Origin of the sequence: Staphylococcus sp. McC-251-APC-3A2, assembly GCF_009695665.1 — a bacterium.
GTDB classification, from domain to species: Bacteria; Bacillota; Bacilli; order Staphylococcales; family Staphylococcaceae; genus Staphylococcus; species Staphylococcus cohnii.
In genome coordinates this window covers 40,360-58,716 of record NZ_VUNO01000007.1, presented here as the reverse complement: position 1 = coordinate 58,716, position 18,357 = coordinate 40,360, and the positions used below count along the sequence as shown (strand labels likewise).

16 protein-coding genes are annotated in these 18,357 nt (G+C 32.5%); 12 read left to right on the top strand and 4 right to left on the bottom strand.

Annotated elements, in window-relative coordinates; genetic code table 11:
* Nucleotides 1-69: 69 nt before the first annotated feature.
* Both FYJ81_RS11915 and FYJ81_RS11910 read right to left on the bottom strand, forming a co-directional pair.
* Nucleotides 70-996, bottom strand: coding sequence for a manganese-dependent inorganic pyrophosphatase (locus tag FYJ81_RS11915; protein WP_064264578.1), 927 nt, complete (start codon nucleotides 994-996; stop codon nucleotides 70-72).
* 55 nt (nucleotides 997-1,051) lie between these two features.
* On the bottom strand, nucleotides 1,052-1,603 hold the full coding sequence (locus FYJ81_RS11910) for a cysteine hydrolase family protein (protein ID WP_064264577.1): 552 nt from the start codon (nucleotides 1,601-1,603) through the stop codon (nucleotides 1,052-1,054).
* Between the two features lie 135 nt (nucleotides 1,604-1,738).
* On the opposite strand from FYJ81_RS11910, the gene FYJ81_RS11905 reads away from it, so the two are divergent.
* Entirely contained in the window at nucleotides 1,739-2,821 is a 1,083-nt protein-coding gene (locus FYJ81_RS11905) for a glycosyl hydrolase family 28-related protein (RefSeq protein ID WP_107386547.1), read from the top strand.
* Between the two features lie 131 nt (nucleotides 2,822-2,952).
* Nucleotides 2,953-4,506: an SLC13 family permease gene (locus FYJ81_RS11900; protein WP_107386327.1), complete on the top strand. Its 1,554-nt coding sequence runs from the start codon at nucleotides 2,953-2,955 to the stop codon at nucleotides 4,504-4,506.
* Between the two features lie 109 nt (nucleotides 4,507-4,615).
* Here FYJ81_RS11900 and FYJ81_RS11895 read toward each other — a convergent pair whose 3' ends face one another.
* The gene (locus tag FYJ81_RS11895) at nucleotides 4,616-5,425 is read right to left on the bottom strand and encodes a prephenate dehydratase (RefSeq protein ID WP_040029803.1); all 810 of its coding nucleotides are present in this window, start codon (nucleotides 5,423-5,425) and stop codon (nucleotides 4,616-4,618) included.
* A gap of 39 nt (nucleotides 5,426-5,464) precedes the next feature.
* Nucleotides 5,465-6,532 (bottom strand): nitric oxide synthase oxygenase, encoded by a 1,068-nt coding sequence (locus FYJ81_RS11890; protein ID WP_107385059.1) that lies wholly within the window; start codon nucleotides 6,530-6,532, stop codon nucleotides 5,465-5,467.
* A 240-nt stretch (nucleotides 6,533-6,772) separates the two neighbouring features.
* Between FYJ81_RS11890 and FYJ81_RS11885 the strand changes: the two genes are divergently transcribed.
* The 10 genes from FYJ81_RS11885 (at nucleotide 6,773) to FYJ81_RS11840 (ending at nucleotide 18,342) form a co-directional block, all read left to right on the top strand.
* On the top strand, nucleotides 6,773-8,242 hold the full coding sequence (locus tag FYJ81_RS11885) for a nicotinate phosphoribosyltransferase (protein WP_107385058.1): 1,470 nt from the start codon (nucleotides 6,773-6,775) through the stop codon (nucleotides 8,240-8,242).
* The gene (gene nadE / locus FYJ81_RS11880; RefSeq protein ID WP_064264234.1) at nucleotides 8,235-9,071 is read left to right on the top strand and encodes an ammonia-dependent NAD(+) synthetase; all 837 of its coding nucleotides are present in this window, start codon (nucleotides 8,235-8,237) and stop codon (nucleotides 9,069-9,071) included. The genes FYJ81_RS11885 and nadE overlap by 8 nt, the downstream gene beginning before the upstream one ends.
* A gap of 69 nt (nucleotides 9,072-9,140) precedes the next feature.
* Nucleotides 9,141-9,719, top strand: a complete 579-nt coding sequence (locus FYJ81_RS11875; RefSeq protein WP_019469590.1) for a DUF2179 domain-containing protein — start codon at nucleotides 9,141-9,143, stop codon at nucleotides 9,717-9,719.
* Nucleotides 9,716-9,901 carry an NETI motif-containing protein gene (locus FYJ81_RS11870; protein ID WP_064264236.1) on the top strand — a complete coding sequence of 62 codons (186 nt, stop codon included), beginning with the start codon at nucleotides 9,716-9,718 and terminating at the stop codon, nucleotides 9,899-9,901. Before FYJ81_RS11875 ends, FYJ81_RS11870 begins: the two co-directional genes overlap by 4 nt.
* A 346-nt stretch (nucleotides 9,902-10,247) precedes the next feature.
* Nucleotides 10,248-11,543, top strand: coding sequence for an adenylosuccinate lyase (gene purB, locus FYJ81_RS11865; RefSeq protein ID WP_064264238.1), 1,296 nt, complete (start codon nucleotides 10,248-10,250; stop codon nucleotides 11,541-11,543).
* 85 nt (nucleotides 11,544-11,628) lie between these two features.
* A complete protein-coding gene (locus tag FYJ81_RS11860; RefSeq protein WP_019469593.1) occupies nucleotides 11,629-11,931 on the top strand; it encodes a YerC/YecD family TrpR-related protein in 303 nt (100 codons plus the stop codon).
* A 286-nt stretch (nucleotides 11,932-12,217) separates the two neighbouring features.
* Nucleotides 12,218-12,910, top strand: coding sequence for a heptaprenylglyceryl phosphate synthase (locus FYJ81_RS11855; RefSeq protein WP_064264242.1), 693 nt, complete (start codon nucleotides 12,218-12,220; stop codon nucleotides 12,908-12,910).
* The gene (gene pcrA / locus FYJ81_RS11850) at nucleotides 12,907-15,111 is read left to right on the top strand and encodes a DNA helicase PcrA (protein ID WP_107521394.1); all 2,205 of its coding nucleotides are present in this window, start codon (nucleotides 12,907-12,909) and stop codon (nucleotides 15,109-15,111) included. Before FYJ81_RS11855 ends, pcrA begins: the two co-directional genes overlap by 4 nt.
* A 3-nt stretch (nucleotides 15,112-15,114) precedes the next feature.
* Nucleotides 15,115-17,118, top strand: coding sequence for an NAD-dependent DNA ligase LigA (gene ligA / locus FYJ81_RS11845; protein WP_064264246.1), 2,004 nt, complete (start codon nucleotides 15,115-15,117; stop codon nucleotides 17,116-17,118).
* Nucleotides 17,119-17,130: 12 nt separating this feature from the next.
* Nucleotides 17,131-18,342, top strand: a complete 1,212-nt coding sequence (locus tag FYJ81_RS11840) for a CamS family sex pheromone protein (protein ID WP_064264248.1) — start codon at nucleotides 17,131-17,133, stop codon at nucleotides 18,340-18,342.
* Nucleotides 18,343-18,357: the final 15 nt, after the last annotated feature.

The following is an 18,357-nucleotide window of genomic DNA, read 5'->3' as shown; positions in this document are numbered from 1 at the left end:
CAGTTTTTCTATATAGTAAACTATTTAAGTTTTTACTATTACAATGTTATATATTGATAAAGTATGAAATTAACTTAAAGCTTCTGTAATTTGTGGTACCACTTGTTTTTTACGAGATACAACACCTGGTAAAAATGCAGTGTTGTTGTCTAGTCGAACATTGAATGCATTGCCTACTTTATCTTTTTCGGCACCAACGACTAAAATCTTAGAGTCACTGTTGATGATATCAGTTACAAGCAATACAAATAAATCATATTTTTCATTTGTACTTACTTCTAACATTTCTTTTTCTAACTCTTCTTGACGTTGGAATACTTCATCAATATCTACAGTATTAACTTGGCCAATACGTGTAATATAGTCACCCATATTAAATGATTTCGCATCCATATTTAATAGTTCAGATGCAGTTTTATCAGTTGTAGACGCACCTGCTTTTAACATTTCTAGACCATAGGATTCTAAGTCAATGTCTGCAATTGATTTTAAAGCTTCAGCAGCGTCAATATCTTGTTGTGTACAAGTTGGTGATTTAAATAGTAGGCTATCTGAAATGATAGCAGAAATCATTAAACCAGCAATTTCAGGTTTGATTTCAAATCCGCGTTCTTTGTACATTTTGTATAAGATTGTTGCAGTACAACCTACTGGCTCTGCACGATAATACAATGGTGCTGCAGTTTCAAAGTTTGAAATTCTATGATGATCAACGACATGTTGAATTGATGACTTGTCAATCGTATCAGCACTTTGTTGGAATTCATTATGGTCAACTAAAATAACATTTTGATTATTTAAATCATCGCTAAGTAATTCTGGTGTTTCCACATTAAAATGATCTAATGCATATTGAGTTTCAGGTCCTACTTCACCTAAACGATAAGGTGTTGCGTCTGTATTTCCTGTTTGTTGTTCAAAGTCTGCCATAATAATAGCTGATGAAATTGCATCTGTATCTGGATTTTTATGACCGAAAATATAAGTTTTTGCCATGTTTTAATTCTCCTTAATTTTTTATTTAATTTTATTTTATCATGATTTTCTATTGTTATTCTACTTCAGCACCTAATGAATTTTTAAAATGATCTAATGCCCATTGATGTCCTGTTGGATTAAATGAAGCAACACCCTTATGGGAAATTGAAATAGCATATCCCAAATTGTAGGCAGTGATAGCAGTGTGAAGCACGCAAATGTCTGTACATACCCCGACAATTTCTAAATGCGTAATGTTGCGTTCGCGTAACATAATGTCTAAAGGCGTACCACAAAATGAATCATAACGTGTTTTATCTAAATAATGAACATGATCATTAAATAAGATATTTTGATAAATATCATTTACTTTACCGTAGAGTTCTCTTCCAGTGGTGTCTATTATATTATGAGGTGGGAAAAGTTTGTTTTCTGGATGATAGCTATTTTCTTCATAATGTAAATCCATAAGAAAAAAGATATTGGCCTGTTTTTTATTATATACTTCAATTCTTTCAACAATATAATTTTCAATTTGTTGCCCAGGAAGGCCACAAGTTAATTTGCCATTATCAGCAACAAAATCATTTGAATAGTCAACAATAATAAGCGCACTATTTTTCATCTAATGTAACACTCCCAAAATTAAGATTATAGTTATTATATACTAAGTACATAAATCATTAAAGGTGCATTTAAAGCGTTTAAAAACTAAATATTAGTTTATTATAAAGTATTAAGTAAGGAGGAAGAGTTGATAATGATCATTAACGCAATGCACTTTGGATTAAAAGGTAAGCATAAATGGGCAGATACACGTGCGATTCAAAAAGCATTGAAATATGCTAGAAACCACAAAAACACAACAATTTATATTCCTAAAGGAGAGTATCATATTCGTAGACCGTTGGTAATATATGACTCAACTACTCTGATATTGGATGATGAAACAGTATTAAAAAGAGTAGGTAAAGATACTTTATTAAAAAACGGTAGATGGTTGAAATCTTATTATGGATACGAAGGTAATGGTGCAATCTGTATTGCTGGTGGCACACTGGATATGAATGGTTATGATTATCCGTATAACAATACAGCAATGTGCATGGGTCATGCTCAAAATATTCAAATTTTAGACGTAACATTTAAAGATGTTGTTGGAGGTCATGCCATAGATGCATGTGGCATCAATGGATTATATATCAATGGCTGCCAATTTTTAGGATTTAAAGATGACAAAGGGGAAAGATTGTTTTCAGAAGCGGTACAAATTGATATACAAGTAAAAGGCGCATTTCCAAAATTCGGTGCAACGGATGGTACGATAACTAAAAATGTAGTGATTGAAAATTGTTATTTTGGAAATTCGAAAACACCTACAATGGGCGCGTGGAATAGAGCGATAGGATCTCACGCGAGTAGATTTAATCAATTTTATGAAAACATACATATTCGTTTTAATACGTTTGAAGGAATAAATCAATATGCACTGACACCTTTAAAATCAAAAGATACTTTTATTCACGATAATATATTCAAAAATTGTGGGGGCGGTATTCGGTTTTTAGCAGTGAAAGATGGTAAAAATGCGCAAGACCTTACCGGTAAGGTAAGAACAACTCAATCTGGAAGTAATTTATATATTTACCAGAATCATTTTATTGGTCATATGTCTAAAGATGCAATTCGAGTGCAAAGTTACCATAACGTAAAACACAAGAATATATTTATTGCACAGAATTATTTTGATAATAAACATCAAAGACTTTATTTAAAAGATATAGAAAATTTGTATCTATCAGATGAAAAAAATATAAACATTAAAAAAATAAACATAAAATAATGATTCTTTATTTTAGTAGTTCTGAATTAAAACACAATATAAAACATATTGTAATTTAATTGAAATTATATTATCTTAAAGAGTAATAATGTAAGAAAATTCAGAAAACAACTAAAATCGGGGGGAACATTATGAATAACATGAACAAAGGGGAATTTAGACGTTCACATTATTTAACATTTTTTTCTGAAAAAAATAAATCTTATAATGCAGGACAGCTGACAGGATTGATTTTAGGGCCACTATTATTTATTTTGACATTGTTAACTTTTCAACCTGAAAATTTATCTTATAAAGGTGTTTTTGTGTTAGCAATTACAATTTGGATAGCTATTTGGTGGATTACTGAAGCAATACCAATTGCAGCAACTAGTTTATTACCATTAATTTTATTGCCTATTGGTCATGTACTTAGCCCGGAAGAAGTATCTGCTCAGTATGGTAATGATATTATCTTCCTATTTTTAGGTGGATTCATACTAGCTATAGCTATGGAAAGATGGAATTTACATACACGTGTAGCATTAACAATTATCAGTATTTTAGGTACAAGTACTGGAAAAATTTTATTAGGTTTTATGATTGCGACAGGGTTTTTATCTATGTTTGTTTCGAACACTGCAGCTGTGATGATTATGATACCGATAGGTTTAGCAATTATTAAAGAAGCAAATGATTTAAAAGGGGAAGAAATGAATGCTACAAGCATCAATAAATTTGAACAATCATTAGTATTAGCTATCGGATATGCAGGAACAATTGGTGGATTAGGAACTTTGATTGGAACGCCACCACTTATTATTCTAAAAGGGCAATATCAATCAGCATTTGGTGAAGAAATCAGCTTTGCCAAATGGATGGTTGTTGGCGTGCCAACGGTCATTGTGCTATTGATTTTAGTATGGTTATATTTGCGTTATGTTGCATTTAAACATGATATGAAGGAACTGCCAGGCGGTCAAAATTTAATTAGAAAAAAATTAGATGAATTAGGCAAGATGAAATATGAAGAAAAAGTAGTACAAGTAATTTTTATATTGGCAAGTTTATTATGGATTAGTAGAGAATTCTTATTGAAAAATTGGTCGTTCACCTCAGAAGTTGCCGACGGTACGATTGCAATGTTTATAGCTGTATTATTATTCTTAATTCCAGCTAAAAATAAAGCGCAACATACACGTATTATTGATTGGAATGTTGCTAAGGACTTGCCATGGGGCGTGCTCATTTTGTTTGGTGGAGGTTTAGCACTTGCTAAAGGTATTTCAGAGAGCGGTTTAGCCACATGGCTAGGGGAACAATTAAAGTTAATCGAAGGTGTCAGTCCATTAATTATCGTCCTTGTCATTACAATATTTGTGTTATTCTTAACAGAAATAACTTCGAATACAGCTACTGCGACTATGATTTTACCTATTCTTGCTACACTTTCTGTTGCAGTTAATGTACATCCACTACTACTTATGGTGCCGGCTGCTATGGCTGCCAATTGTGCTTATATGTTGCCGGTTGGTACACCGCCAAATGCTATTGTATTTGGTACTGGAAAAATTAGTATTAAAAAAATGGCATCAGTTGGATTTTGGGTCAATATGTTGAGTATTATTGTCATTGTATTAGTGGTTTATTTCTTAGTACCACCAGTATTAGGTATAGATGTTACCAAACCATTACCATTAAAATAACTAAAAGCGTCATAGAGCCTGAGGCATATAAATGTCTCAGGCTCTATTATTGAAATATATAAGATGATAAGTTTTCGAGTTGGAATTTCAGTAAGTTTTACTTTATTAGTTAATCGTGATTTAACTTATTGAAAGATCCAATGACTGTAACTTGAAAATCTAAAGTGTTCAAGATTTTAATGACTTTAGATAATTCTTCCGTTAATCCAGTGTCTGCTTGGACGAAAAAGTGATACATACCTAATTGTGTTTTTAAAGGTCTAGACTCAATCCAAGATAAGTTGATGTTAAAAAGTACAAAGGTATTTAGAATACTTGCTAGTAAACCTGGTTTATCAAATTGCGGTGTGATGAGTAACATTGTATCGCTTGCATTGTCCAAATGTTGCGGCTGGTTACTTACGACTAAAAAACGAGTAACATTGTGAGGGAAATCTTGAATGTTTTGTTCTATAGGTTGGAAACCATAAGTTTCCCCGCTACCTAAAGGTGCGATTGCGCCAACTTGGTTAGTTATTTTTTCTAAACTTTGTATTGTGCTATCTACATAATCATATGTGAAGTTATGCTGTTGTATATATTTACTCGTTTGACTAATTGCTGGGCTTATTGAATAAACTTTTGATATATCATTTACTGTAGCATTTTCAGGGCCATATAAAGCAAATTGTATATCTAAATGAATTTCTCCCTGAGCATAAATGTTCTGTTGAGTTAAGGCATCGGCAACAATATTGATTGTACCTTCTATTGAATTTTCGATAGGCACAACAGCAATGCTTTGATCATCTTCTGAGACAGCAGTAACTACTTCATACAAATTAGATTTAGATATATAGTCAAACTCAGACTCTGATTGATATTGTTTTGCCGCTAAATATGAAAATGTTCCTTTTGGACCTAAATAATATAATTTCATTTGACGTTACCCCTTAAATATATGTGTTAATTTTAAAAATTAATGGAAAGGACACCCAGAAGCAGATGATTGCTTTTTATAATAGAAATTTGGTTCTCTCATCTCGTTTTTATATCCATGATGGTAATTAGATACTAGCGTTGGAGATAAAGAGGGTGCTAACCAAGACCATTTACCAGTTACATCTCTTCCATTCTTGCGTTCATTTTTTTCAAATCTTTCAAATTGTTTTGACGCGGTTAAATGATCAACCATTGACACGCCCTCATTTTTAAATGAATGATATACTGCATAATTCAATTCAACTAATGTTCTATCTTTATTAAAAGAATTATTCTTTAGTGTATCAAATTCAAAAGCTTCTGCAACGGTTTCTAGTAAATTATAGCGATATGAATCCGTAAAATTACGCACAGCAATTTCATTTACCATATACCAACCATTGAATGGTGCGGTTGGATATGTGATTCCACCAATTTTCAAGTCCATGCTAGATATAATTGGTACGGCATACCATTTTAATCCAAGCTTTGCTAATTTTGGAAAACGGTCATGTGTAATGGGTACTTCCTTAATTAATTCAGGTTGATAATTATGAAATTTTAATGTTTCCCCAGGAATTTTATAAATTAAAGGTAAAATATCAAAATCAGTATGATTGCTTGTCCACCCTAAATGTTCTGCTAATTGAGTGATTTTTATTTCAGCAGGGTCGCCAACATCTTCATATCCAGCATATCTGATGAGTTGATTATTAAATATTTTTGGTGGGTTTTGAGCGGCAAAAATAGTGATACATGGTTTGATTTTTCCATCATTTGTTGCAAATTGAATATGATTTTCTATTGCGTCTATAAATTCGTGTTCTGACTGAATATGTCTTGCATCTTTGACAGTTAAAGCATCCCAGAATGCACGACCTATACAACGATTTGAATTTCTCCATGCCATCTTAGCACCATATACAAGTTCTTCATTAGTATGTTCATACGTACCTGTTAAGTTGATTTGTGTTTCTATCTGATTTAGTCGTTTTAATATAATATTTTCATTATAATTTAATTCTTTATACATTGTTTGAATAAATGATTTAGCTTCATTTAACATATAAAACACCTCGAACATATTATACGGTATTTTTTCTATTTTTAATGCTTAACTGTGTAATTGTCATGATTTTGTCGCTACTATTTTGAATTTACTACTAACTAAATAATTAATAAATAACAAAATTATATTTAATAATGTGCTGAGTTATAATTGAAGTAATATAGATAAATTTGTTTCAGATATAAACGTTTAATTTTTTGTGTTAAACTAATGAAAAAGCCGATAGGAGAGATAGCGGTGTACCAATTTGAGGATGATACTTTAGTATTACATAATGATTTATATCAAATAAATATGGCGGAGAGTTATTGGAATGATGGTATTCATGAGAGATACGCTGTATTTGATTTATATTTTAGAAATATGCCCTTCAACAGTGGTTATGCAGTGTTTAATGGATTAAAAAGAGTTATAGCTTATATTAATAACTTTCATTTTTCAGAATCGGATATTAAATATTTAAAATCTATTGGTTATCAAGAAGACTTTTTGGAATATTTAAAAGATATGAAATTTACTGGTAATATTCGTTCTATGCAAGAAGGAGAATTATGCTTTGGTAATGAACCTTTATTAAGAGTTGAAGCACCACTCATCCAAGCGCAATTAATTGAAACGATGTTGTTAAATATCGTGAATTTTCACACGTTAATTACTACGAAAGCAAGTAGAATAAAACAAGTAGCGCCCAATGACACATTAATGGAATTTGGAACAAGACGTGCACAAGAAGCGGATGCTGCTTTGTGGGGTGCAAGAGCAGCATATATTGGTGGATTTGATTCAACTAGTAATGTGCGTGCAGGAAAACTTTTTGGTATACCAGTATCAGGGACACATGCGCATGCAATGGTTCAAACATATGGTGATGAATATATTGCATTTAAAAAATATGCAGAACGTCATAAAGATTGCGTGTTCTTAGTTGATACTTTTCATACCTTGAAATCTGGTGTGCCAACAGCGATTAAAGTGGCTAAAGAACTTGGTGATGAAATTAACTTTATTGGTATACGTTTAGATTCTGGTGATATTGCTTATTTATCAAAAGAAGCACGTCGCATGTTAGATGAGGCTGGGTTCACTAAGACTAAAATTATTGCATCAAATGACTTAGATGAGCAAACAATTACAAGTTTGAAATCGCAAGGAGCAAAGGTCGATTCATGGGGAGTTGGTACTAAATTAATTACTGGTTACGACCAGCCAGCCTTAGGTGCTGTATATAAACTTGTGGCAGTTGAAGATGCTTCGGGGAATTATGTAGACCGAATAAAGTTATCTAACAATGCAGAAAAAGTAACAACACCAGGTAAGAAAAATGTGTATCGCATTATTAATAAGAAAACCAACAAAGCTGAGGGTGACTACATAACGTTAGCGCATGAAGATCCTTATGATGAGTCGCCACTTAAATTATTCCATCCTGTTCATACGTATAAGATGAAATTTATAAAGTCTTTTATAGCTAAACCATTACATCATGATATTTTTAAAGCTGGTGAACTCGTTTATGATTTACCGAGCGAAAAGGAAGCGCAAAACTATTTGACGGAAAGTCTTTCATATTTATGGGATGAAAACAAACGTCACCTTAATCCACAAGAGTATCCGGTTGATTTAAGTACAGAATGTTGGGAAAATAAACACAAACGTATATTTGAAGTGGCAGAACATGTGAAGGAGATGGAAGAAGAAAATGAATGAAATTCAAGATATTATCGTTAGAGAAATGAAAGTCAAACCCAACATTGATAGCAAATTAGAAACACGTAATATTGTTCAATTTATAAAAAATTACATCCAATCTCATTCATTTATCAAATCCTTGGTTTTAGGCATTTCAGGAGGACAAGATTCGACTTTAGCTGGTAAGCTGTGTCAAATTGCAGTAAATGAATTAAAGGAAAAGGATATTGATTGTCAATTTATTGCGGTTAAACTACCATATGGCGAACAAAAAGATGCAGATGAAGTTGAAGATGCTTTGAAGTTTATACAACCAGATCGAACAATTACGGTTAACATTAAACCTGCTGTAGATCAAAGTGTACAATCGTTAAAAGAAGCTGGAATTACGCTGACTGATTTCCAAAAAGGGAATGAAAAAGCACGTGAGCGTATGAAAGTACAATTTTCGATTGCATCAAATAAGCAAGGTATCGTAGTGGGAACCGATCACTCAGCGGAAAACTTAACAGGATTTTTTACAAAATATGGTGATGGTGCAGCGGATATTGCCCCGTTATTTGGTCTGGATAAACGTCAAGGACGACAAATCTTAGCGTATTTAGATGCACCAGCACATTTATATGAAAAAATACCAACGGCTGACTTAGAAGAAGATAAACCACAGCTACCAGACGAAGAAGCACTTGGTGTTAGTTATGCTCAAATAGATGATTATTTAGAAGGTAAACAAGTGCCAAAAGAAGCAAAAGCTATCATAGAAAATCATTATATTAAAAATGCACATAAAAGAGAATTAGCTTACACAAGATATACATGGCCAAAGAATCAAACAGATTTCGAATGATTTTAGTGACAAAATAATAAGTTACTGATAAAATAATTTGGATTTAATGAGAAAGAAAGGAAAATGAACATGTCAGTAATCACATCTAATCCATGGTTAATGGTTTTAGCTATTTTTATTATTAATGTTGCTTACGTAACTTGTTTGACAATGAGAACGATATTAACACTCAAGGGTTATCGTTATGTTGCAGCAGTTGTAAGTTTTTTAGAGGTTTTAGTATATGTAATTGGTTTGGGAATGGTGATGTCTAGTTTAGACCAAATTCAAAATGTCTTTGCATATGCTTTTGGATTTTCAATCGGTATTATTGTAGGCATGAAAATTGAAGAGAAATTAGCACTTGGCTATACAGTTGTGAATGTTACTTCATCTGAATATGAATTAGATTTACCAAAGCAATTAAGAGATTTAGGTTATGGCGTTACGCATAATACTGCTTATGGTAGAGATGGTACGAGGTTAATTTTACAAATATTAACACCAAGACGCTTTGAATTAAAATTAATAGAAACAATTAAGCAAATTGATGAAAAAGCGTTTATCATTGCATACGAACCAAGAACAATTCACGGTGGTTTTTGGGTTAAAGGTGTGCGCAGTAAGAAACTTAAACAATATGATCCAGATAAAGTGGAAAGTATATGAAAAAGCAGCAAAAGTTTAAAGTAGAAGAAAACGAAACGGTACAAGATTGTTTGCAACGTATGCGAGATGCTGGATATATGCCTATTAAACGCTTTGAAAAGCCGATTTATAAAGAAAATAAAGATGGTGAATACGAAGTATATAGACAAGAAATTCAATTTGTTGGTAAATTAATAGAATAATTGTTCCAAAATAGCTAAGAAATCAGATATGAATTAGTGCTAGATATATAAGTGTAATCGTTGACAGAGATAAAAAATCTCAGGTCAACGATTTTTTTAATCATGTTGTTCCATTTTGATATAGATTGATAAATTTTTTGAGTAGAATAAGGTTTTTCTGCACGCCTTTTGATAAAACGTGTTAAAATTTCTGTAAGAAGATAGAAAAGACTTATACATTTATGGTCAATTCTGTTAAAATAAAAATGACAAGATTAAACACGAACTTTAACCGTATTTTTTGAATGAATGTACATGTTTTTGGAGTTTGTGGACTAAAACTTACGCAAGATAGGAGCTTATTTCAATGATAGAACGTTATTCTAGAGAAGAAATGTCTAATATTTGGACGGATCAAAATCGCTATGAAGCTTGGTTAGAAGTAGAAATACTAGCATGTGAAGCTTGGAGTAAATTAGGTGATATACCTGCTGAAGATGTATTGAAAATTCGCCAGAATGCAAAGGTTGATGTTAACCGAGCAAAAGAAATTGAAGAAGAAACACGACACGATGTCGTTGCATTTACAAGACAAGTATCAGAGACATTAGGTGAAGAGCGTAAATGGGTTCACTACGGCTTAACATCAACTGATGTAGTTGACACTGCATTAAGTTATGTTATTAAACAAGCAAACGATATTATTGAAAAAGATTTAGAAAGATTTATTGATGTTTTAGCCCAAAAAGCTAAAAATTATAAGTATACTTTAATGATGGGGCGCACACACGGTGTACATGCGGAACCTACAACATTTGGTGTTAAGATGGCATTATGGTATACAGAAATGAAACGTAATTTAGAGCGTTTTAAACGTGTGAGAAAAGAAATAGAAGTCGGTAAAATGAGTGGTGCAGTAGGTACCTTTGCGAACATCCCACCCGAAATTGAAGCGCATGTTTGTGAAAATTTAGGTTTGGATGCAGCAGCTGTTTCTACTCAGACATTACAACGTGATCGTCATGCATATTATATAGCTACCTTAGCGTTGATTAGCACTTCTATGGAAAAATTTGCAGTGGAAATACGTAATTTACAAAAAACTGAAACAAGAGAAGTAGAAGAAGCTTTTGCTAAAGGTCAAAAAGGTTCGTCAGCAATGCCACATAAACGTAATCCAATTGGTTCAGAAAATATCACTGGTATTGCGCGTGTTATCAGAGGATATATTACGACAGCATATGAAAATGTAGCTTTATGGCATGAGAGAGATATTTCGCATTCATCTGCAGAAAGAATCATGCTACCAGATGTAACGATAGCTTTAGATTACGGATTAAACAGATTTACAAATATTGTAGAAAGACTTACTGTATTTGAAGATAATATGTTAGCAAATATCGATAAAACATTTGGTCTTATTTATTCACAACGCGTATTACTAGCGTTGATAAATAAAGGTTTAGCACGCGAAGCGGCATACGATAAAGTACAGCCAAAAGCGATGACATCTTGGGAAACAAAAACACCGTTTAGAACGTTAATTGAACAAGATACAACTATTACAGATTTATTAAGCACTGAAGAATTAGACGAATGCTTTAATCCAAAACATCATTTAAACCAAGTTGATACGATTTTTAGCCGTGCAGGATTAGAATAATTGAAATTTACTGATGAAATCGTTACACTTTAATGTATTAGCACGTTGAATTAAGATTAAAATGAAAGTACAGGGGTTGTTTTTAATGCAAATAGAAAAATTAAGAGGAAAAGCATTAGATGAATTATTTGATGCAATTCTTACATTAGAAAACAGAGAAGAATGTTACCAATTCTTTGACGATTTATGTACAGTTAATGAAATCCAATCGTTATCTCAACGATTGCAAGTCGCAAAAATGATTAAGCAAGGTTATACTTATGCGACGATTGAACAAGAGTCCGGTGCTTCAACTGCAACAATTTCTCGTGTTAAAAGATCTTTACAATGGGGAAATGATGCTTACACAATGATTCTAGACCGCATGAATATTGAAACGACCGATTAATTAACAATTCTATATACTATAGCGAAGTGTAATTTTAATGATTTCATTTGAAAAGCTGTTAGCAAAGAAACCTTCTTTGCTGACAGTTTTTTTGTTGTTAATTTAAAGTGTATTGATAAAATAGAAATAAGGCTTTAAATTTTTTTGAATATATTTAGCGAGAAACATGATTAACTTATGATTTATTTGTCATGTTAAAATACATTATAAAATCCTATATCGTTTTAGAACTCAGTGGTTAAAAATGATATAATCAAAAGTATGCTAAAAAAAGGAGTAACATATCATGTATGACATTAAAAAGTGGAAACATATTTTCAAATTAGATCCTGCCAAGTCTATTTCTGATGAAGATTTAGATGCAATATGTATGTCTCAAACCGATGCAATTATGATCGGTGGAACAGATGATGTTACTGAAGATAATGTTATTCAATTGATGAGTAGGGTGAGGAGATATCCTTTACCTCTAGTTTTTGAAATTTCCAATATAGAAAGTGTTATGCCTGGATTTGACTTTTATTTCGTACCGACTGTATTGAATAGTACAAATGTAAAATATCATAACGGCATACTTTTAGAAGCATTGAAATCTTTTGGACACGTCATTGATTTTGAAGAGGTTGTTTTTGAAGGATATGTTGTCATGAATCCTGAAAGCAAAGTAGCACAAGTTACACAAGCTGAAACAAATTTAACAGATGAAGATATTGAAGCATATGCTCAAATGGTTAATGAAATGTATAAATTACCAGTCATGTACCTTGAATATAGTGGTACATATGGAGATGTTGAAAAGGTTAAGACAGCTGCAAATATGTTAAGTGATACACAACTATTTTATGGTGGTGGCATTAGTAATCAAGAAGAAGCTGAAGAAATGGCTTCGATTGCTGATACGATTATCGTTGGTGATATCGTTTATAAAGATATTAAAAGCGCATTAAAAACAGTTAAGATAAAGGAGTCACATAAATGAATGCATTAGTAAATAAGATGAATGATGAACAAAGCTTAGCAGTACGCACTACAGAAGGGCCATTACTTATTATGGCGGGTGCAGGTTCAGGCAAAACACGTGTTTTAACTCATCGTATAGCTTACTTGCTTGATGAAAAAGACGTATCTCCATACAACATTCTAGCGATTACTTTTACAAACAAGGCAGCAAAAGAAATGAAAGCACGTGTGGAAGCTTTAGTCGGTGAACCAGCTCAAGTTATATGGATGTCAACGTTCCACTCAATGTGTGTAAGAATACTGAGAAGAGATGCAGATAGAATTGGCATTGAACGTAATTTTACTATTATTGACCCAACCGATCAAAAATCAGTTATCAAAGATGTATTGAAGAATGAAAATATAGATAGTAAAAAGTTCGAACCGAGAATGTTTATAGGTGCTATTAGTAATTTAAAAAACGAATTGAAAACGCCAGAAGATGCTCAAAAAGAAGCTGATACTTATCATGAGCAAATGATTGCTACAGTATATAAAGGATATCAAAGACAGTTATCAAGAAACGAAGCATTGGATTTTGATGATTTAATCATGGTTACAATTCGATTATTTGAACGTGTGCCAGATGTTTTAGAATTTTATCAAAATAAATTCCAATACATACACGTCGACGAGTACCAAGACACAAACAAAGCACAATATACATTAGTTAATCTTTTAGCGTCTAAATTTAAAAACTTATGCGTAGTTGGAGATTCTGATCAATCTATTTATGGTTGGCGTGGCGCTGATATTCAGAACATACTTTCCTTTGAAGAAGATTATCCTGAAGCTAAAACGATATTTTTAGAACAAAATTATCGTTCAACTAAAAATATATTAAATGCAGCTAATGAAGTAATCAAAAATAATTCAGAGCGTAAACCTAAAGGATTATGGACAGGTAATACATCCGGAGATAAAATTCACTACTACGAAGCTACTACCGAGCGAGATGAAGCTGAATATGTAGTCAAAGAAATTATGAAACAACAACGCAACGGAAAAAAATTCAAAGATATGGCTATCTTGTATCGTACTAATGCACAATCTCGTGTGTTAGAAGAGACATTTATGAAATCTAATATGCCTTACACAATGGTCGGTGGTCAAAAATTCTATGACCGAAAAGAAATTAAAGACCTACTTAGTTATTTGAGAATAATAGCCAATAGTAATGATGATATAAGTTTACGCCGTGTAATAAATGTGCCAAAACGCGGTGTTGGACCTTCGACAGTAGATAAAATTCAGGCCTATGCTGCTCAAAACGATATAAGTATGTTTGACGCGCTAGCAGAAGTGGATTTTATAGGCTTATCTAAAAAAGTTACGCAAGCATGTATTACTTTTTATGACATGATACAGAACTTAATTAAACAACAGGAATTTTTAGAGATTACTGAAATTGTTGAAGAGGTATTAGTTAAATCAGGTTATCGTGAGATGTTGGAACGAGAACAAACATTAGAATCAAGAAGTAGATTAGAAAATATAGATGAATTTATGTCAGTGCCTAAAGATTACGAAGAGAATACCCCATTAGAAGAACAGTCATTAATCAACTTTTTAACAGACTTATCTTTAGTTGCAGATATAGATGAAGCGCAAATAGATGATGGTATAACGTTGATGACAATGCACTCAGCAAAAGGACTAGAGTTTCCTATTGTATTTATAATGGGGATGGAAGAATCATTATTCCCACATATAAGAGCAATAAAAAGTGATGATGATCATGAAATGCAAGAAGAAAGAAGAATTTGTTATGTTGCGATTACACGTGCTGAAGAAACGTTATATTTAACGCATGCAACTTCAAGAATGCTTTTTGGAAGACCACAGTCCAATATGGCTTCAAGGTTCTTGAAAGAAATACCTGAAGATTTATTAGAAAACGAAAATAAAGCACGAGCTACGGCACAAGGAAATCGATTTAAATCTGCAACCAAACAACCTGAAAAAAGAGGTTATAGTAAACGTGTTACTTCTTCTAAAAAAGCACAACAATCAACGGATTGGCATGTTGGTGACAAAGTTATTCATAAATCATGGGGTGAAGGCATGGTGAGCAATGTTAATGAAAAAAATGGTTCAGTTGAACTAGATATTATCTTTAAATCTGAAGGACCTAAACGTTTGCTTGCTCAATTTGCACCTATTGAAAAGAAAGGGGAATAAAGCGTGGCTGACTTACAATCGCGTGTCGATGCATTACATCAATTGCTAAATCAATATAGCTATGAATATTATGTACAAGATAATCCTTCAGTACCAGATAGTGAATATGATAAACTTTTGCACGAATTGATAGATATTGAGGCAAACTATCCAGAGTATCAAACAGTTGATTCACCTACAGTAAGGGTAGGTGGCTCAGCTCAATCAACGTTTGAAAAGGTAAATCATGATACACCGATGCTGAGTTTAGGAAATGCTTTTAATGAAGAAGATTTAAGAAAATTTGATCAACGTATACGTGAGCAAATTGATCAAGTTGAATATATGTGCGAGTTGAAAATAGATGGTTTGGCTGTGTCTCTCAAGTACGAAAATGGTAGGTTCGTACAAGGTTTGACACGTGGTGATGGTACTACAGGCGAAGATATTACCGAAAACTTAAGAACGATACATGCGATACCATTAAAGATTAATGAAGCCAGAACATTTGAAGTTCGCGGTGAAGCATATATGCCTAGAAAATCATTCTTTGATTTAAACGAAGCCAAAGCACAAAATGACGAACAACCATTTGCTAATCCAAGAAATGCAGCTGCTGGTTCACTGCGCCAATTAGATTCCAAACTTGCAGCAAAGAGAAAACTAAGTGTTTTCCTATATAGTGTGAATGACTTTACACAATTTAATGCTCATACACAAAGTGAAGCTTTAGATGAATTAGATAAATTAGGTTTTAAAACAAATAAAGAACGAGAACGTGCTCAAACTATAGAAGAAGTATTCGACTATATTGAAAAATGGACGGAAGCGCGGGAACAGTTGCCATATGATATTGATGGCATTGTTATTAAAGTGAATGATTTAGATCAACAAGATGAGCTTGGCTATACACAAAAATCTCCGCGTTGGGCAATTGCATATAAGTTCCCTGCTGAAGAAGTCATGACAGATTTATTAGATATTGAACTTAGTATTGGTAGAACAGGCGTCGTTACACCTACGGCCATACTTGAGCCAGTAAAAGTAGCGGGAACGACAGTTTCTAGAGCTTCTTTACATAATGAAGATTTAATTCATGAAAAGGATATCCGAATTGGCGATAGTGTAGTAATTAAAAAGGCTGGCGATATCATACCAGAAGTTATAAAAAGCGTTTTAGATCGTCGACCGGAAAATGCTGAAGTTTATCACATGCCAACACATTGTCCTAGTTGTGATCATGAACTAGTTAGAATAGAAGGGGAAGTAGCATTAAGATGCATCAATCCAAAATGCCAAGCACAACTCGTTGAAGGTATGATTCATTTTGTATCACGACAAGCAATGAATATAGATGGTTTAGGTACTAAAATTATTCAACAACTTTATGAAAATGAAAAAATAAAAGATGTTGCTGATATATTTTACTTAACTAAAGACGATTTGCTACCATTAGAGAGAATGGGTGAGAAGAAAGTCAACAATCTATTAAATGCGATTGAACATTCTAAAACAAACTCATTGGAACATTTACTATTTGGTTTAGGAATCAGACACCTAGGGGTCAAAGCGAGCCAAGTCATTGCTGAAAAATATGGAACGATGGATCATTTATTTGATGTTACTGAAGAATCATTAATTGAAATTTATGATGTTGGTCAAAAATTAGCACAATCATTAGTCACTTATTTAGAAAATGAAGATATCCGTGCACTTATTAATAAATTAAAGGAAAAACATGTTAATATGACTTACAAAGGTGTCAAAACAACTGAGTTAGAAGGTCATCCAGAATTTATTAATAAGACCATTGTATTAACTGGTAAGTTATATCAAATGACAAGAAATGAAGCTTCAAAATGGTTAGAATTGCAAGGTGCTAAAGTTACAAATAGTGTTACTAAAAAGACAGATCTAGTAATTGCTGGAGAAGACGCTGGTTCAAAACTTACAAAAGCCGAAAAATTTGGCACAGAAGTTTGGACGGAGGATGACTTTGTCCAGAAACAAAAAGAAATAGAGGGATAGAGGAGATAATGCATGAAAAGAACGATTATACTATTCATCTCAGCAATTTTTCTATTATCAGCATGTGGAAATGATGATAATGAAAAAAGTAAAGAACAACCTGATGACAATAAACAGCAAGAAAAATCCGGTTCAGTAAAAGAAATCGCTACTGATAAACATGTTCAAGGTAATAATTATAGAACGATTTTACCATTTAAAGAAAGCCAAGCACGTGGTTTATTACAAGATAACATGGCAAATAGTTATAATGGGGAAGATTTCGAAAACGGCCTCTTAGAATTGAGTAAACAAGTTTTTCCAACTGACGATTATTTATATCAAGATGGTCAGTACTTAGATAAAGATACGATTAATGCTTATTTAGATCCAAAATATACTAAATCTGAAGTAGATGAGATGGATGAAGATGAACGAAAAGAAAAGAAAGCGAATGAGAATTTAGGTCTAAATCCATCTCATAATGGAGAAACAGATCCAGAAAAAATTGCTGAAGAATCACCTGCGTATCTTTCAAATATTTTAGAACAAGATTTTTATGCTAGTGGTGATACTAAAGGTAAGGAAATTAAAGGTATGACTATCGGACTAGCTATGAATAGTACATATTACTATCAAAAAGAAAAAGATGGCGAAACCTATAGTAAAAAATTAGATGACAAAGAAATTAAAAAACAAGGTAAGCAAATGGCAGGAGAAATTTTGTCGAGAGTCAGAGAAAATAAAGATTTGAAAGACATACCAATACACTTTGCAATTTATAAACAAACTGGTGAAAATTCAATTGTTCCAGGTGAATTTATTGCTGGTACGACAGTTGAAGACGGCAAGACGCGTATTAATGAATGGAAAGATATAAATCAAACTACAGCATTGTTACCTTCTGATGAAGCAGGGGAAATTGATGAAAATTTAAATAATAATTTTAAGCAATTTAATGATAATTTACAGACGTATTTTAACAACTTTACTCAAGCAGTGGGTACAGTTAAATTCGATAATAAAAAAGCAAAACAATTAACAGTTGATGTACCGATTGATTATTATGGTGAAGCAGAAACAATTGGTATCACACAATACATCACTGAACAAGCAGAGAAATACTTTGATGATATTGACGAATATGAAATTCGCATAAAAGATGGTAACAAAGCAAAAGCTTTAATCAGTAAAACTGAAGATGACAAAGATCCACAAGTTCATATTTATAAAAACAATAATTAGTATTACGTTTTCTCG

What these genes read in the sequence shown, in the direction of transcription:
- FYJ81_RS11905 (WP_107386547.1), top strand. Translation starts at nt 1,739, where the DNA reads ATGATCATTAACGCAATGCACTTTGGATTAAAAGGTAAGCATAAATGG.
- FYJ81_RS11870 (WP_064264236.1), top strand. Translation starts at nt 9,716, where the DNA reads ATGAAAAAGCAGCAAAAGTTTAAAGTAGAAGAAAACGAAACGGTACAA.
- FYJ81_RS11875 (WP_019469590.1), top strand. Translation starts at nt 9,141, where the DNA reads ATGTCAGTAATCACATCTAATCCATGGTTAATGGTTTTAGCTATTTTT.
- FYJ81_RS11910 (WP_064264577.1), bottom strand. Translation starts at nt 1,603, where the DNA reads ATGAAAAATAGTGCGCTTATTATTGTTGACTATTCAAATGATTTTGTT.
- purB (WP_064264238.1), top strand. Translation starts at nt 10,248, where the DNA reads ATGATAGAACGTTATTCTAGAGAAGAAATGTCTAATATTTGGACGGAT.
- pcrA (WP_107521394.1), top strand. Translation starts at nt 12,907, where the DNA reads ATGAATGCATTAGTAAATAAGATGAATGATGAACAAAGCTTAGCAGTA.
- FYJ81_RS11890 (WP_107385059.1), bottom strand. Translation starts at nt 6,532, where the DNA reads ATGTTAAATGAAGCTAAATCATTTATTCAAACAATGTATAAAGAATTA.
- FYJ81_RS11915 (WP_064264578.1), bottom strand. Translation starts at nt 996, where the DNA reads ATGGCAAAAACTTATATTTTCGGTCATAAAAATCCAGATACAGATGCA.
- nadE (WP_064264234.1), top strand. Translation starts at nt 8,235, where the DNA reads ATGAATGAAATTCAAGATATTATCGTTAGAGAAATGAAAGTCAAACCC.
- FYJ81_RS11900 (WP_107386327.1), top strand. Translation starts at nt 2,953, where the DNA reads ATGAATAACATGAACAAAGGGGAATTTAGACGTTCACATTATTTAACA.
- FYJ81_RS11895 (WP_040029803.1), bottom strand. Translation starts at nt 5,425, where the DNA reads ATGAAATTATATTATTTAGGTCCAAAAGGAACATTTTCATATTTAGCG.
- FYJ81_RS11860 (WP_019469593.1), top strand. Translation starts at nt 11,629, where the DNA reads ATGCAAATAGAAAAATTAAGAGGAAAAGCATTAGATGAATTATTTGAT.
- FYJ81_RS11840 (WP_064264248.1), top strand. Translation starts at nt 17,131, where the DNA reads ATGAAAAGAACGATTATACTATTCATCTCAGCAATTTTTCTATTATCA.
- FYJ81_RS11855 (WP_064264242.1), top strand. Translation starts at nt 12,218, where the DNA reads ATGTATGACATTAAAAAGTGGAAACATATTTTCAAATTAGATCCTGCC.